Source organism: Stenotrophomonas sp. YJH_SMC_122 (assembly GCF_059369535.1).
Map to the genome: position 1 here is coordinate 542,570 of NZ_JCAFST010000001.1, position 15,396 is coordinate 557,965.

17 protein-coding genes are annotated in these 15,396 nt (G+C 66.4%); 12 read left to right on the top strand and 5 right to left on the bottom strand.

Annotated features, from left to right (window positions below):
• Positions 1 to 14 precede the first annotated feature (14 nt).
• From AC5P66_RS02500 to AC5P66_RS02525, 6 genes are all read left to right on the top strand, one after another.
• Positions 15 to 935, top strand: a complete 921-nt coding sequence (locus AC5P66_RS02500) for a lytic transglycosylase domain-containing protein (protein WP_099495031.1) — start codon at positions 15 to 17, stop codon at positions 933 to 935.
• A gap of 200 nt (positions 936 to 1,135) precedes the next feature.
• Positions 1,136 to 1,756, top strand: a complete 621-nt coding sequence (petA, locus tag AC5P66_RS02505; protein ID WP_004151998.1) for a ubiquinol-cytochrome c reductase iron-sulfur subunit — start codon at positions 1,136 to 1,138, stop codon at positions 1,754 to 1,756.
• Positions 1,756 to 3,015, top strand: a complete 1,260-nt coding sequence (locus AC5P66_RS02510) for a cytochrome b (RefSeq protein WP_049414887.1) — start codon at positions 1,756 to 1,758, stop codon at positions 3,013 to 3,015. The genes petA and AC5P66_RS02510 overlap by 1 nt, the downstream gene beginning before the upstream one ends.
• Complete coding sequence (locus AC5P66_RS02515) at positions 3,008 to 3,757, top strand: cytochrome c1 (RefSeq protein ID WP_049414892.1); 750 nt, start codon at positions 3,008 to 3,010, stop codon at positions 3,755 to 3,757. The genes AC5P66_RS02510 and AC5P66_RS02515 overlap by 8 nt, the downstream gene beginning before the upstream one ends.
• A 134-nt stretch (positions 3,758 to 3,891) precedes the next feature.
• On the top strand, positions 3,892 to 4,527 hold the full coding sequence (locus AC5P66_RS02520) for a glutathione S-transferase N-terminal domain-containing protein (protein WP_005415948.1): 636 nt from the start codon (positions 3,892 to 3,894) through the stop codon (positions 4,525 to 4,527).
• 84 nt (positions 4,528 to 4,611) lie between these two features.
• Positions 4,612 to 5,064: a ClpXP protease specificity-enhancing factor gene (locus AC5P66_RS02525; RefSeq protein WP_019659028.1), complete on the top strand. Its 453-nt coding sequence runs from the start codon at positions 4,612 to 4,614 to the stop codon at positions 5,062 to 5,064.
• 86 nt (positions 5,065 to 5,150) lie between these two features.
• On the opposite strand, the gene AC5P66_RS02530 is transcribed toward AC5P66_RS02525, so the two are convergent.
• From AC5P66_RS02530 to AC5P66_RS02545, 4 genes are all read right to left on the bottom strand, one after another.
• A complete protein-coding gene (locus AC5P66_RS02530) occupies positions 5,151 to 5,501 on the bottom strand; it encodes a DUF3301 domain-containing protein (RefSeq protein ID WP_049414899.1) in 351 nt (116 codons plus the stop codon).
• 67 nt (positions 5,502 to 5,568) lie between these two features.
• Positions 5,569 to 6,558 carry a DUF2272 domain-containing protein gene (locus AC5P66_RS02535; RefSeq protein WP_099495030.1) on the bottom strand — a complete coding sequence of 330 codons (990 nt, stop codon included), beginning with the start codon at positions 6,556 to 6,558 and terminating at the stop codon, positions 5,569 to 5,571.
• A gap of 181 nt (positions 6,559 to 6,739) precedes the next feature.
• On the bottom strand, positions 6,740 to 7,591 hold the full coding sequence (gene nadC, locus AC5P66_RS02540) for a carboxylating nicotinate-nucleotide diphosphorylase (RefSeq protein WP_049414903.1): 852 nt from the start codon (positions 7,589 to 7,591) through the stop codon (positions 6,740 to 6,742).
• Positions 7,588 to 7,857 (bottom strand): Trm112 family protein, encoded by a 270-nt coding sequence (locus AC5P66_RS02545; protein ID WP_005415953.1) that lies wholly within the window; start codon positions 7,855 to 7,857, stop codon positions 7,588 to 7,590. The genes nadC and AC5P66_RS02545 overlap by 4 nt, the downstream gene beginning before the upstream one ends.
• 58 nt (positions 7,858 to 7,915) lie before the next feature.
• Between AC5P66_RS02545 and purE the strand changes: the two genes are divergently transcribed.
• The 3 genes from purE (at position 7,916) to AC5P66_RS02560 (ending at position 10,031) form a co-directional block, all read left to right on the top strand.
• Entirely contained in the window at positions 7,916 to 8,419 is a 504-nt protein-coding gene (purE, locus tag AC5P66_RS02550) for a 5-(carboxyamino)imidazole ribonucleotide mutase (protein ID WP_005412808.1), read from the top strand.
• Entirely contained in the window at positions 8,416 to 9,564 is a 1,149-nt protein-coding gene (locus AC5P66_RS02555) for a 5-(carboxyamino)imidazole ribonucleotide synthase (protein WP_099495029.1), read from the top strand. The genes purE and AC5P66_RS02555 overlap by 4 nt, the downstream gene beginning before the upstream one ends.
• A gap of 125 nt (positions 9,565 to 9,689) precedes the next feature.
• Positions 9,690 to 10,031, top strand: coding sequence for a carboxymuconolactone decarboxylase family protein (locus AC5P66_RS02560; RefSeq protein WP_019659022.1), 342 nt, complete (start codon positions 9,690 to 9,692; stop codon positions 10,029 to 10,031).
• Between the two features lie 114 nt (positions 10,032 to 10,145).
• Here the strand turns inward: AC5P66_RS02560 and AC5P66_RS02565 are convergent, their stop codons facing one another.
• Positions 10,146 to 10,724, bottom strand: a complete 579-nt coding sequence (locus AC5P66_RS02565; RefSeq protein WP_049435954.1) for a superoxide dismutase — start codon at positions 10,722 to 10,724, stop codon at positions 10,146 to 10,148.
• A 121-nt stretch (positions 10,725 to 10,845) separates the two neighbouring features.
• On the opposite strand from AC5P66_RS02565, the gene grxD reads away from it, so the two are divergent.
• The 3 genes from grxD (at position 10,846) to AC5P66_RS02580 (ending at position 15,375) form a co-directional block, all read left to right on the top strand.
• Complete coding sequence (gene grxD / locus AC5P66_RS02570) at positions 10,846 to 11,166, top strand: Grx4 family monothiol glutaredoxin (RefSeq protein ID WP_005415957.1); 321 nt, start codon at positions 10,846 to 10,848, stop codon at positions 11,164 to 11,166.
• The gene (locus tag AC5P66_RS02575) at positions 11,163 to 11,939 is read left to right on the top strand and encodes an SDR family NAD(P)-dependent oxidoreductase (RefSeq protein ID WP_049440423.1); all 777 of its coding nucleotides are present in this window, start codon (positions 11,163 to 11,165) and stop codon (positions 11,937 to 11,939) included. The genes grxD and AC5P66_RS02575 overlap by 4 nt, the downstream gene beginning before the upstream one ends.
• A 232-nt stretch (positions 11,940 to 12,171) precedes the next feature.
• Complete coding sequence (locus AC5P66_RS02580) at positions 12,172 to 15,375, top strand: TonB-dependent receptor (protein WP_258391349.1); 3,204 nt, start codon at positions 12,172 to 12,174, stop codon at positions 15,373 to 15,375.
• The last annotated feature ends 21 nt before the right edge of the window (positions 15,376 to 15,396 follow it).

The window sequence follows — 15,396 nt, forward strand, 5'->3', positions numbered from 1 at the left end:
GGGACACTCGCGGCATGAAGGGGATACTGGGGACAACGGCGATCATCATCGCTGCGCTGACCGCTGCGCCGGCCAGCGCCGGCACCCTGTTCAAGTGCCAGGGCGCCGACGGGGTCACCAGCTACGTGAGCAAGCGAGTGGCCGGCGCGCGCTGCAGCAGCATCAGCTACAGCCGCGATGCCCGACCGGCACCGCGCTCCGTGGTGGCCGCGCCGAAGCCTGCGCCGACCACCGTGGCCAGCATCGAACGCAATCCGGTCGCCGTGGCGGCCGGCGCCGCTGCGCCCACTGCGGTCGCGTCGACGCCTGCTGCACCCGCGCCTGCTGCGGCACCGACGGGCTCGCGGGCCGGGCGGATGGTCAGCGGCCAGGTCTATTCCTTCATGAAGGATGGCGTGCGCCACTACACCAGTGCGCGGCCGACCCAGGTGGCCAACCTCGGTCCGGTGCGCACCATCCGCTACAGTTTCATGGAGCGCTGCTACGCGTGCGGCGTCAACCCGCGCGTGGACTTCGGTTCGGTGCGCCTGAACACCACCGCGTTCCAGACCGAGATCACCTCGGCGGCACGCGAGTTCGGCGTCGAGGAGGCCGTGGTGCGTGCCATCATCCACGCCGAATCGGCCTACAACCCGACCGCGCTCAGCCGCGCCGGCGCGCAGGGGCTGATGCAGCTGATGCCGCCGACCGCGGCGCGCTTCGGGGTCAGCGATTCCTATGATGCGGGGCAGAACATCCGTGGTGGCGTGCAGTATCTTGCGTGGTTGCTGAAGCGCTTCAATGGCGACCTGACCCTGGCCGCGGCCGGCTACAACGCCGGCGAAGGCGCGGTCGACCGTCACGGTGGCGTGCCGCCGTACAGCGAGACCCAGTACTACGTGCGCCGGGTTGGGCAGCTGGCCGAGCGTTACCGCACCGCATTGACGCAGCAGTAGTGCCGGCCGCTGGCCGGCAACCCCTGGGCAACGGCGGGTACCAACCGGCCGCTGGCTGGCAACCCCGTAATCAATGTTGTTGCAATGCGTTGTGTGGCGCGCGACGGTTCCGCTACACTCGCCCATGATTCAATGCGGCTCTGGCCCCCACCGGATCCGCTGGCAGCCTTAAAGCTACCTAATCAATATCGGAGTGCCGGATGGCCAACGATGGGGTACACGATCCAGTCAACACCGGACGTCGGCGTTTTCTTTCTGCCACCACTGCTGTGGTTGGCGCCGTCGGCGTCGGATTCACCGCCGTTCCTTTCATCAAATCCTGGAACCCCAGTGCCCGCGCCAAGCTTGCCGGCGCACCGGTGGTGGCCGACATCAGCGCCCTGCAGGAAGGCCAGCGCCTGATCGTGGAATGGCGTGGCCAGCCGATCTGGATCGTCAAGCGGTCCAAGGCGATCCTGGATGCGCTGCACGGGCTGGATGGCCGCCTCAAGGACCCCGAGTCCGGCGAGAAGGACCAGCAGCCGGACTACGTGCTGAAGCAGAATCCCGAGCTGCGCTCGATCAAGCCGGACATCTCCGTGCTGGTCGGCCTGTGCACGCACCTGGGCTGCTCGCCGGAAATGGTCGCCGAGATCCGGCCCGAGCCCTATGACCCGCAGTGGAAGGGGGGCTACTTCTGCCCCTGCCACAAGTCGCGCTTCGACATGTCCGGCCGCGTCTTCAAGGATGTGCCGGCGCCGATCAACCTGAAGGTGCCCGCGCACCACTACCAGGACGACAACACCATCATCATCGGTGTCGATCCGCAGGGGGCTGCCTGATGGCCAATATCCTCAGCCGTACCGCCAGCGGCGTCGCCGACTGGGTCAATGCCCGCGCGCCGGGCCTGATGCCGGTCTATCGCAAGCACGTCAGCGAGTACTACGCGCCGAAGAACTTCAACATCTGGTACTACTTCGGCTCGCTGGCACTGCTGGTGCTGGTCAACCAGATCGTCACCGGCATCTTCCTGACGATGCACTACAAGACCAGCGCCGCGGAGGCGTTCGGCTCCATCGAATACATCATGCGTGATGTGGAGTGGGGCTGGCTGATCCGCTACATGCATTCCACCGGTGCGTCGCTGTTCTTCATCGTGGTCTACCTGCACATGTTCCGCGGCCTGCTGTACGGCAGTTACCAGAAGCCGCGTGAGCTGGTGTGGATCCTGGGCATGCTGATCTATCTGGTGCTGATGGCCGAAGCCTTCATGGGCTACGTGCTGCCGTGGGGCCAGATGTCGTTCTGGGGCGCCAAGGTGATCATCTCGCTGTTCGGCGCGATACCGGTGATCGGCAACGGCCTGACCGAATGGATCATGGGCGACTACCTGCCCAGTGACGCCACGCTCAACCGCTTCTTCGCGCTGCACGTCATCGCGTTGCCGCTGGTGCTGCTGCTGCTGGTGGTGCTGCACCTGGGCGCGCTGCACGAAGTGGGGTCGAACAACCCCGATGGCGTGGAGATCAAGAAGGGGCCCAAGGGCAACCGCTGGTCGCCGAATGCTCCGGCCGACGGTATTCCGTTCCACCCGTACTACACGCTCAAGGATGGTGTCGGCGCCGGCTTCCTGCTGATCATCGCTGCCTTCATCATCTTCTTCGCCCCGGGTTTCGGCGGCCTGTTCCTGGAGCACGACAACTTCACCGAGGCCAACCGCCTGGTGACCCCGGAACACATCAAGCCGGTCTGGTACTACACGCCGTACTACGCGATGTTGCGCGTGGTGCCGAACAAGCTGGGCGGCGTGCTGGTGATGTTCTCGGCCATTGCGATCCTGTTCCTGGTGCCGTGGCTGGACAAGGCGAAGGTGAAATCGGTGCGCTACCGCGGCTGGATCTCGAAGGTGATGCTGGGCGTGCTGGCCGTGTGCTTCGTGTGGCTGGGCGTGATTGGTTCCGGCCCGGGTACCGACGTGCACGAGACCTACATCGGGCGGGTGCTGACCTTCCTGTACTTCGCGTTCTTCATCACCATGCCGCTATGGACAAGGTTGGACAAGACCAAGCCGGTACCGGAGAGGGTGACCACGCATGACTGAGCGCTGGATGGTCCGGCTGGCCCTGACGGCCACCCTGATGCTGGGCAGTTTCCTGGCCTCCGCCGCCGAGGGCGGCACCAAACTGCTGCAGGCCGGCAACGACCTCGGTGACCGCGCCTCGCTGCAGCGGGGTGCGCAGCTGTACATGAACTACTGCTCCGGCTGCCATGCGCTGAAGTACCTGCGCTACTCGCGGATGGCGCAGGACCTGGGCCTGACCGAAGAAGAGGTGATGAACAACCTCAACTTCACCGGCTCGGCGATCGGCGACCCGATCCCGGTGGCGATGCCCAAGGAGAACGCGGAGAAGTGGTTCGGCAAGATGCCGCCCGATCTCAGCCTGATCGCGCGTGTGCGTGGCAGCGACTGGGTCTATACCTATCTCAAGTCGTTCTATCTGGACAGCAGCCGCCCGCTGGGCTGGAACAACGCGCTGTTCGCCAACGCCTCCATGCCCAACCCGCTGTGGGAGATGCAGGGGCTGCAGCATGCGGTGCACGGCAAGGCGGAAGCGCCCGGCATGGACCCGCCGGTGACCGGCCTGAAGATTGAAACGCCGGGATCGGTGGATGCCGGGCAGTACGACCAGGCCGTGCGGGACATCACCAACTTCCTCGAATACGCCGGCGAACCGGCCGCACTCAAGCGCCAGCAGCTGGGCGTGTGGGTGATCCTGTTCCTGGCCCTGCTGACCTTCCTGCTGTACCTGCTGAAGAAGGAATACTGGAAGGACGTTCACTGATTCTGCCGCCGGCCATCGCGTGGGCCTATTGGCTTTTGTGATGGTCGGTTGCACACTCGGGGAGGAGTCGACCGCTGGCACGGTGCCGGCGGCGCCGATGCGGCAGGCGGTCTCCTGTCGTGGGAGAGCCTTTGATGGCGGCGAGCGTACGCATGCGCAATACACTGACGCTGTTTTCCTCGAACGACGACGTACTGTGCCACCGTGTACGCCTGGTCCTGGCGGCCAAGGGCGTCACCTTCGACTTCGTTCCGGTCGATCCGCAGAACCCGCCTGAAGACCTGATCGACCTCAATCCGTACCACTCGGTGCCGACCCTGGTCGAACGCGAGCTGGTGCTGTACGCCGCGTCGGTGGTCAGCGAGTACCTGGACGAGCGCTACCCGCATCCGCCACTGATGCCGGTCGACCCGCTGTCGCGTGCGCGCATCCGCTTGGCCATGCTGCGCATCGAGCACGACTGGGTGCCGCAGGTGCAGGCCATCCAGCTGGGCAACAAGACCCAGGCCGAGGCCGGGCGCAAGCGCCTGAAGGAACTGCTGACCGCCTCGCTGCCGCTGTTCAAGGCCAGCAAGTTCTTCCTCAATCCGGAAATGAGCCTGGCCGACTGCGCGATGGCGCCGATCATCTGGCGCCTGCAGTCGCTGGATGTGCCGCTGCCGAAGGATGGCAAGGCGATCGAGGACTACGGCAACCGCATCTTCCGCCATCCGGGATTTGTCCGCAGCCTGACCGAGCAGGAAAAGAAACTGCGCGATCTGCCGGTCTGATCCGGCCCCGCGTTACCCGTCTGCAGGCCGACCGGCGTGCAGACGATCCGCCCCGGCGGGGCGCCGGGCGCGTACACTTCACGCATGACCGAAGACTTCTTCCACATGACCAGCCACCGCCCGTACCTGCTGCGGGCGCTGGTGGAATGGATCAACGACAACCAGCTGACCCCGCACATCCTGGTCGACGCCGGCGTCCCCGGCGTGCAGGTCCCGCCTTCGGCGGTCAAGGATGGCCGGGTCGTGCTCAACATCGCCGAACGTGCCGTGGTGCGGCTGATGATCGACAACGAAATGGTGAGCTTCTCGGCCCGCTTCTCCGGAACCAGCTACCCGGTGCAGGTGCCGATCAGCGCCGTGCTGGCGGTCTATGCCCGCGAGACCGGGCAGGGCATGGCATTGCCGGATGACATTCCGGGCAGCGAAACCGCACCGACCAGCGATGAGCTGCTGCACGAGGAAGGCACGCCGCCGGACGACACGCCGCCGGCCAGCCCGCCGCCGAAGGGCCGCCCGAACCTGCGCGTGGTCAAGTAACCATTCCGACGCCGCCCCGATGGGCGGCGTTTTTCTTGGCCCGTCTGGCGGTGGGTGCCGACCGTTGGTCGGCACATCTTCAAACCCTAGGCATCCTCGGCATCCTCCACATCCGGCCGGATCTGGCTGATCCGCGCGGCACCGGGGCCGGTGAACGAGATCAGCTGGTCGCCACGCAGCACCATGCGGCCCACGTGGCGATCGATGCCATCGTAGGAATACTCGAACTTGAAGGTGCGCTCGAAACCGAGCCGGCCATCCTCGCCACGCGACAGCCGCAGGCCGGTGGCGTGCACCGCCTGGTCCAGCCACTGCACGTCGGCGGCGCGGCAGGCATTGCGTCCCAGCTCGACCGCGCGCTCGGCGGCCGAGCGTGCGGCGTTCCAGAAGAAGTAGATGATTCCGCCGGCAATCAGCAACAGCAGCAGGGTAGGCATGGCGTCAGCCGTCAGAGGTCGATCCCGCAAAGATGGCGGCGAACGCGCGCTGGATCAAGCACGGGTATCACCGCCTCGGCGGCGGCTGGCCCGTCATCAGCGATGCGGTCGCGTTGGCCGGTACTGCCTGCATCGGCGCTGCGGAGGGTGATGGCATCACCAATGGCGCGGTCGCCGTCAACTGCAGCAGGGCCGCCCAGTCCTGGCGGTTGAAACTGCATTCGTCCTCGCGGCCTGGCGTGCAGCTGGGGTCGATGCCGGTGCTGTTGCGTTCGCGCGCCGGTGGCAGCTTGATCAATCCGGTACGGTCCAGCGGCAGCAGGCGCATCGCCACGGTGTTCATCACGTTGCCGCCCACCAGATACAGGGTCTGGTCGCCGCCGAGATTGGCGGCCACCACCACTTCGCAATGCGATTTCCAGTGGCCCACCGAACCGTTGCCCAGCGCCTGTACCAGTCCGCTGTAGCTGAGCGTGCTGCTGCGGTCGCGCAGGAAGCACAGCAGATCGCCCGGCGCGGGCTTGGCCGTGGCCGGGTCGACCAGCCGGTAGGGCACGCCCGAGGGACCGCCCTGGTACGCGGCACGGATGTAGTCGATGTGGCGTGGCGACGTGTTGAAGCCGGGAACGCCGGCCTGCACCATCACCCAGGAAATGAAAGCGGCCGACCACGGGTTGTCGATCAGGAACGCGCGGCAGTCGCTGTCGGTGTAGCGCGTACCCAGCGGTGCCACGCAGCTGCTGGCACCGGCGATGCTGCCCATTGCGTTGAGCGTGCCGCTGTTGCGCCAGTAGCCGGCCACGCGCTGCCAGGCGATCAGGCCGTTGTCGGCCAGGTGATCGCTTTCGGCTTCGGTGACGCTGAGGCTGGCGGCGCGGCCATCGCGATCGATGAAGGGACGAAACCACAACCGGTGCTCGTTGCAGGCGGTATTGCGGATGGCCACCGCCAAGGGGCTCAGGCCGAAGCGGGGAGGGACATCGCAGGCTTCAGCGGCTGCGGCGGACAAGGGGGCTGTCGCGAGCAGCAGGCAGGCAGGCAAGAGCATCCGGCGCATGCGCGGCTCCTGTGGGGGATGCCCGCAGCGTCGCAGAGGCTGGCGTAGCCGAGCCGTGAAGGCGCCCCAGGTCGTGTAGAGCCGAGCCTGCGCTCGGCTCATCGCGCAAGGCGGGTGCAAGGCGCGCCGCAGATCGAGAAGCCGCCAAGCGTGGGCTTGGCTCCACAAGGTCCCGTAGGCCTCAAGCCGGTGGCGGGCCCAGCTTCAACGACAGATCGATGGCCTGCACATGCTTGGTCAGTCCGCCGATGGAGATGCAGTCGACGCCATCCTCGGCGATTGAGCGCAGGCCGCCCAGGCCGACGCTGCCGGAGACTTCCAGCGGAATGCGCCCGGCCGTGATGCGCACCGCCTCGCGGCGCAGGTCGGGACTGAAGTCATCCAGCAGGATGCGCTCGCAACCGGCTTCGAGCGCCTGGCGCAGCTGTGCCAGGTCTTCGACCTCGACCACCAGTGGCAGCGCAGGCCACTGCCGGCGTGCGGCGGCTACCGCCGCGGCCAGCGAACCGGCGGCACGGATGTGGTTCTCCTTCAGCATCACCGTGTCGTACAGGCCGAAGCGGTGGTTCTCGCCGCCGCCGCAGCGCACCGCGTACTTCTGCGCCAGGCGCAGGCCGGGCAGGGTCTTGCGGGTGTCGAGGATACGGGTACCGGTACCGGCCACCGCGGCCACGTAGCGGGCAGTGGTGGTGGCGGTGCCGGACAGCGTCTGCAGGAAGTTCAGCGAAGTGCGCTCGGCACTGACCAGGCTGCGGCTGCGCCCGTGCAGCAGGGCCAGCACGGTGCCGGCGGTGACGGCATCGCCTTCGGCGATGCGCCATTCAATGCGCACGTCAGGGTCGAGCGCGCGGTGGGTGGCGTCGAACCAGGGGCGCCCGGCGATCACTGCATCCTGCTTGCACAGCAGGTAGGCGCTGTCGACCTGGTCGGGGAGCAGGGCGGCGGTGACGTCACCGCTGCCCAGGTCCTCGGCCAGCGCGCGCGCGACATCGGCGGCGACAACGGCCGCATCCGGCGTCGGCAGCGTGCTCATGCGGCCGGGAAGTCGGCGATCTGGGCGGTCGGAATGGCTTCCTCGGCCAGCAGCACCGGGATGCCGTCGTCGACGCGGAACACCTGCTTGCGGTCACGGGTGACCAGCGCCTCGCGCAGCGGCTGCGCCAGCGGGTTGCCATCGGCCTTGGTCACCGTGCCGGCGGAAATGGCCTTGTTGAGGGCTTCCAGGCCCTTGCCATCCAGCAGGGACAGGGGCTGGCGGGTGTCCGGCGACACCAGCAGGTCGAGCAGCTTGCGATCCATGGTTCTTCGTCTTGCGTGGAAGATGGCTAGAATACGTCTTTAAGGCAGGTGACGGCCAATGACCCCCAACCCGATCGCGCCGCTTGTCGGCATCGTCATGGGTTCCCGTTCCGACTGGGAAACCATGCAGCACGCCGCCCAGAAGCTTGAAGCCCTGGGTGTTCCGTTCGAAGTGAAGGTGGTGTCCGCGCATCGGACGCCGGATGTGTTGTTCAGTTACGCCGAGCAGGCGGGCCCGCGTGGCCTGCGCGCGATCATCGCCGGTGCCGGCGGGGCCGCGCACCTGCCGGGCATGATCGCGGCCAAGACCGCCGTGCCGGTGCTGGGCGTGCCGGTGCAGTCCAAGGCCCTCAACGGAATGGATTCACTGCTGTCGATCGTGCAGATGCCGGCCGGCATCCCGGTCGCCACCTTCGCCATCGGCAACGCCGGCGCCTCCAACGCCGCGCTGTTCGCGGCGGCGATGCTGGCCAGCGACCAGCCGGCGATCGGCCAGGCGCTGGACGCCTTCCGTGCACGCCAGACCGAAGACGTGATGGCTCACGACGATCCGCGCCAATGAGCCTGACCGTCGGCATCCTGGGCGGCGGCCAGCTCGCCCGCATGATGGTCCTGGCCGGTGCGCCGCTGGGGCTGCGCTTCGAACTGTATGACCCGGCGGCCGACGCGTGCAGCGGCCCGCTGGCGCCGCTTACCGTGGGCGCCTTCGATGACCGCCAGGCCCTGGCGGACTTCGCTGCCAAGGTCGATGTGGTCACCTTCGATTTCGAGAATGTGCCGGCCGACAGTGCACGGTTCCTGGCCGACCGCGTGCCGGTCTATCCGCCGCCGGCCGCGCTGGCGGTGGCCCAGGACCGGTTGAGCGAGAAGACCCTGTTCCAGCAGCTGGGTATTCCGCTGCCGGCCTTCGCCGACATCCGTAACCGCGACGAGCTCGCGGCGAAGGCGGCTGAGTTCGGCCTGCCGTGCATCCTCAAGACCCGCCGCCTCGGCTACGACGGCAAGGGTCAGTTCCGCCTGCGCAGCGAAGCCGACATCGACGCCGCATGGGATGCGCTGGGTGCCCAGGTGGAGCGCACCGGACTGATCCTGGAAGGCTTCGTGGCCTTCCAGCGCGAGGTCAGCGTGGTGGCCGTGCGTGGCCGCGATGGCAGCTTCGAAGCGTGGCCGGTCACCGGCAACTGGCATGTCGACGGCGTGCTGTCGGCCAGCGTGGCACCGGCGGTGCTGTCCGACGCCGAGCAGCAGGCAGCGATCGGCTATGCGCGCCGTGTCGCCGAACACCTGCAGTACGTCGGCGTGTTCGCGCTGGAACTGTTCTGCCGTGATGGTGAGCTGCTGGCCAACGAGATGGCGCCGCGCGTGCACAACTCCGGCCACTGGACCATCGAAGGCAGCGAGACCTCGCAGTTCGAGAACCACCTGCGTGCCGTGCTGGGCCTGCCACTGGGCAGCACCCGCATGCTCGGCCACGCCTGCATGCTGAACTGGCTGGGCGAGATGCCCGATCCGTTGCCGGTGCTGGCCCAGGCCGGCGGCCACTGGCATGACTACGGCAAGCTGCCGCGTGAGGGCCGCAAGGTCGGCCATGCCACCCTGCGCGACGACGAGGCCGATGCGCTGGCCGATGCGCTGGACCAGGTCGGGCTGGAGCTGGACCGCCAGGCCCAGGTGGCGCCGGCAGTGCACGCGCTGCGCAACCGCTGAGCCCGGGCGTGCCGGCCAATGGCCGGCACAACCCTGCATGCCTGCAACGGTGTGGCGCGCCGGTGCAGGCATCGGCGCACCATTGCCGGTGGTAGCGTGGAGCTCCTTTCACAGGAGTCACGACCATGCTCGACTGGAATGCCTACCGCAAGGAACTGAAGGGCCGCATCGGCGAGATCGGCAAGCTCTCGCCGGACACGGTCAAGGGCTACGCCACCCTGGCCAATGCCGGTGCCCAGACCAACCATCTGGATGCCAAGACCCGTGAGCTGATCGCATTGGCGGTGGCGGTGACCACCCGCTGCGACGGCTGCATCACCGTGCACGTGGACGCTGCGCTGAAGCATGGCGCCAGCCGCGAGGAAATCGCCGAAGCACTGGGCGTGGCGGTGTCGCTCAACGCCGGCGCGGCGCTGGTGTATTCGGCACGGGTGATGGACGCGGTGGCCGCGCACGAAAACGCGTGAAGCCACGCTCTGTTTCCCGGTAGTGCCGGCCGCTGGCCGGCAATTCCTGCATCTTTGTATGCCCAGTGGGATGCCGGCCAGCGACCGGCACTACCCCGGGGCCGAGCCGCTGCCTCAGCGCAGCTGGCTCTCGGCGAAATCCCAGTTGACCATCTGCCAGAAGGCATCCAGGTAACGCGCGCGATCATTCTGGTAGTCGGTGTAGTAGGCGTGCTCCCAGACATCGCAGCACAGCAGCGGGGTGCTTTCGCCGGTCAGTGGCGTGCCGGCGTTGCGGGTGGCCTGGATGCCCAGCTGGCCACCGGGGTGCTGCACCAGCCACACCCAGCCCGAGCCGAACAGGCCCAGCGCAGTGCGGTTGAATTCCTCGCGCAGGCGCTGCGCGTCACCGAACTGGCGCTTGACCAGCTCGCCCAGCCGGCCCTGCGGCTCGCCGCCGCCGCGCGGGCGCAGGCACTGCCAGTAGAACCCGTGGTTCCAGGCCTGGGCGGCCGCATCGAACAGCGTGCCCTGGGCATGGCGCACGATCTCTTCCAGTGACGCCTCCTCCCACTCGGTGCCGAGAGTGCCGGCGTTGACCGCGTCGACGTAGGCGCGGTGGTGGCGGCCGTGATGCAACTCAACGGTCTGCGCGGACAGGTGGGGCTGCAGGGAGCCGGGGAGGTAGGGCAGGGCAGGCAATTCGACGGGCATGGACAGGTTCGTGGCCAGGGGGACGGCGGCAGCCTGTTCCATCCGCTTACAATGGCGGCTACCGTGGGCAGTCTAGCCGACCATCACGGTCGGTTTGTCCGGCGAAGCAAGGAGTGTGGTTGTGGCGGTAATGCAGCAAATCCAGGCCGAGGTCGATCGTTACCCGCTCGTGCTGTTCATGAAGGGCACCCCGCAATACCCGATGTGCGGCTTTTCCAGTCGCGCCGTGCAGGCGTTGATGGCAGCCGGCGCCGTCACCCTGCGCACAGTCAACGTGCTCGAAGAGCCGGAGATCCGCGCCAACCTGCCGCGCTTTTCCAATCTGCCGACCTTCCCGCAGCTGTTCATCAACGGTGAGTTGATCGGCGGCTGCGACATCGTCATGGAACTGTTTGAATCCGGCGAGCTCAAGCGCATCGTCGAAGAGGCGACCCAGGGATGAGTGCCTGGCCGTCGACGTCACCGACTGACGGGGCGATTGATGGCCGTCCGTTGCAGGATCGCGTCGTACTGGTCGCCGGCGCCGGGGGCGGGCTGGGCAGTGCCGCGGCGGTCGCCGCAGCGGCAGCCGGGGCCACCGTGGTACTGCTGGGACGCAAGCCGCGCCGGCTGGACCGGGTCTATGCCCAGGTCCAGGCGGTCGGTCCGGAACCTCTTCTGTACCCGCTGGACCTGGAAGGCGCCGGCCCCGATGACTATGCCGAACTGGCCCAGGCCCTGCAGCGCGAGCTGGGGCGGCTGGATGGACTACTGGTCTGCGCCGCGCATTTCCCCGGGCTGACTCCGTTTGAACTGGCTGACCCGGCCAGTTTCGCCCGCGCGGTCCATGTCACCCTGACGGCCCCGGCCTGGCTGGCCCAGGCCTGCCTGCCGCTGCTGCGGCAGCGCGAGGATGCCGCCCTGGTGTTCGCGGTCGATGCCCCCGACCGGGTGGGGCAGGCCTATTGGGGCGGGTACGGCGTGGCCCAGCACGGCCTGCGTGGCCTGATCGCCAGCCTGCACGATGAACTGGGCCGCAGTCCCGTCCGGGTCAGCGGCCTGTACCCCGGCCCCCTGCGCACGGCGCTGCGGGCACGTGCCTATTCCATCGACCAGGACCCGGCTGCGCAAGGCCCGGAAGCCGCGGCGGCCGCGGCGGTGACCCTGCTGTCCGCCGCTGGGAGCACCTGGCGCGGGCAGATTCTCGACGCCAGTGGGATGCCCCGGGAAAAGTGAGTCCCGTGGAAAGGCGGAGTGAAGAACCCGTCACGATTGCGTTGCGAACCGGTGCCGTTTGTCGCACAACCGTCACATTGATGGCGTAGCGTGTTAATCTAGTGTTAACCGTTAGGGCTGCCTTCAGCCGAGCGGTAGGGAACCCCAGATAACTCTCCGATCAGCCACCCGCAGGGCTGCTTGGATGCGCTTTTTTTCCGCCATCGCCAACTCGCATCGAGGCTACCGAAAAATGACCCACCCACTCCGGATGTCCAAGCTCACCCTTGGTCTCGTGGCTGCACTTGCTGCCGCTCCCGCCTTCGCCCAGAGCACCTCTGCCGGTGTCGGCGGCCAGGTCGTGTCCCGCAGCGGCCAGCCCGTTGCCGGCGCTGAAGTCACCATCACCCACACCGAGTCGGGCACCGTTTCGCGCGCGACCACCGATGCGGCCGGCCGCTACAATGCGCGCGGCCTGCGCGTGGGCGGTCCGTACTCGATCACCATCACCAAGCCGGGTGAAGGTACCAAGACCGAAGATGGCGTCTACCTGGGCGTGAACCAGACCGGCACAATCAATGCCACCCTGGCCGGCGACCTCGCCGCGACCAACCTGGACACCGTGCAGGTCACCGCTGTCGGCGGTGGCTCGGAAGTGTTCAGCGCCACCAAGATGGGCTCGGGCACCAACATCAGCCAGCAGCAGATCGAAGTTGCGCCGTCCGTCGGCGGCAACATCCAGGATCTGATGCGCCTGGATCCGCGCGTCACCTTCATCGATCGCGCCTCGGGCTCGATCTCGGCCGGCGGCCAGAACCCGCGCTTCAACTCGATCAACATCGACGGCGTCTCGGCCAGCGACACCTTCGGCCTGGAAGGCAATAACATGCCGACCCGCCGCCAGCCGGTCGCGATGGAAGCGATCGAAGCACTGGACATCAACCTGTCCAACTACGATGTCAGCATCGCCGCTGCCGCCGGTGCCACCGTCAACGCGGTGACCAAGTCGGGTACCAATGAATTCCACGGTTCGGTGTACGGCACCTACCGTGATGGCGACTGGTTCGGCGACAACCCGGAAGGCCAGCCGTTCAAGGGCTTCACCAAGGAAGAAACCTACGGCATGACCCTGGGCGGCCCGATCGTCAAGGACAAGCTGTTCTTCTTCGCCAACTACGAAAAGTTCAAGCAGGCCGCCCCGGGCGCCGACCTGAGCGGCACCGCGCTGGGCAAAGCCAATCCGCAGTTCACCCTGGCTGACGTGACCCGCGCGCAGCAGATCGCGCAGAGCTATGGCATCAACGCCGGTGGCCTGGAAAGCAACGGCGACACGGAGATGGAAGAGTACGCGCTGAAGCTGGACTGGAACATCAGCGAGAACCATCGCGCCAACATCCGTTACAGCAAGATCGACCAGAGCAAGCTGCGCATCAACGGCATGGCCACCAGCTCGGCCTCGTTGAGCTCGTACTGGTACCAGCATGACAAGACCAACGAGAGCTACGTCGCCCAGCTGTTCAGCGACTGGACCCCGAACTTCTCGACCGAATTGAAGGCGTCGTACCGCGAGTACTCGGCGATCCGCAACGTGTCCACCGACGCGCCGAGCATCCGCATCTTCTTCGGCGGCAACGAGGCTGCGCCGACGGGCGACTCGCTGTACCTGGGTACCGAAGTCAACTCCCAGGACAACATCCTCGAGACCAAGGCATGGAACTACTACGCCGCCGCCACCTGGACCCTGGGTGACCACGACGTCAAGTTCGGTGCCTCGTACGACACCAACGACATCTACAACTACTTCGGCGCCAACTCGTGGGGTGCCTACACCTTCTACGGCCTGGACAACTTCGCCGCTGGCCGCTGGAGCAGCTACAACTACAACCCGGAGCGCACCCCGGGCTCGATTCCGGCTGACTACAAGTACAGCAACCTGGCCCTGTTCGTGCAGGACACCTGGTATGTCAACAACAACCTGACCCTGACCCTGGGTGTGCGTGCCGACCGTGCCGACACCAGCCCGGCCCCGACCTACAACGCTGCAGCCTCGACCTTCTTCGGTCGCGACAACAGCGAGGTGCTGAGCAACAAGTTCCTGATCCAGCCGCGCGTCGGTTTCAACTACACCTTCGACAGCGAGCGTCCGACCCAGCTGCGCGGTGGCGTGGGCCTGTTCCAGGGTGATGCGCCGCAGGTGTGGCTGAGCAACAGCTACTCGGCCACCGGCTTCAACAATTCGGTGTACGCCTACACTGCCTACGATCCCACGCTGCGGTTCAGCCCGAACAAGGACGGCCAGCCGGTCCCGACCACCCCAGGCTCGAACCGTCAGAACGTCAACTTCGTCGGCAGCGACTTCAAGATGCCGTCGGTGTACAAGGCCAACCTGGCCTTCGACCATGAAACGCCGTGGTACGGCATCGTGGCTTCGGCCGAGCTGCTGGTCACCAAGGTCAAGGATGCCCTGTACTACAGGAACCTGAACTTGGGCCCGGTGCAGCAGTTGGGTCCGGACGGTCGTGAGCTCTATTACGCTGCGTCGCGCAACGGCAACCTGTGGACCAATAACGATGCCCGCTTCGGGCGGAACCGCAACTACGACGCCGTCTACGAAATCGCCAACACCGACAAGGGCCGCACCTCGCAGTTCACCGTGTCGCTGAGCAAGCCGTGGTCGGACGCCAGTGACTGGTCCTGGAACATCGGTTACACCTACACCGACGCTACCGAAGTGGGTTCGCTGACCAGCTCCACCGCAAGCTCGGGTTGGAACTACCAGTACGCCTTCAACGCCAACAGCGAAACCGAGAACACCTCGCGCTACCAGATCCGTGACCGCCTGTCGGGCTCGCTGAACTGGAAGCACAAGTTCTTCGGCGACTACGAAACCAAGGTCGGTCTGGTGTATGAGGGCCGCAGCGGCCGTCCGTACAGCTACGTGTACGTGAACGATGCCAACGGCGACGGCCGCTCCGCGAACGACCTGTTCTACGTGCCGAACCCGGGCGAGGTTCTGTTCGGCAATCTGGTGGGCAGCAACTTCACCCCGGATGCGGCAATGGAGAAGTCGTTCTACGAATGGCTGGCGGCCAACCCGCAGCTGGCCAAGTACGCAGGTGGCTACGCTCCGGCGAACCAGTTCCGTACCGGCTGGATCAACACCTTCGATATCCGTATCAGCCAGCAGCTGCCGGGCTTCATGAAGGGTCACAAGTCGGAAGTGTGGCTGGACATCCAGAACGTCGGCAACATGCTCAACAAGAAGTGGGGCAACATCTACGACTACGGCTTCTTCGCCGATGCGCGTGTGGCTACCCTGCAGGGCATGAAGGACGGCAAGTACGTCTACAACTTCCGCGGTGCTGACCTGCCGACGGTGGCCAACAACGACGCAGACGGCTTCGATGTCGGTGTCTCGCAGTGGTCGCTGCAGCTGGGCTTCCGCTACCAGTTCTGACGCACTGACGTGGCGTTGCTG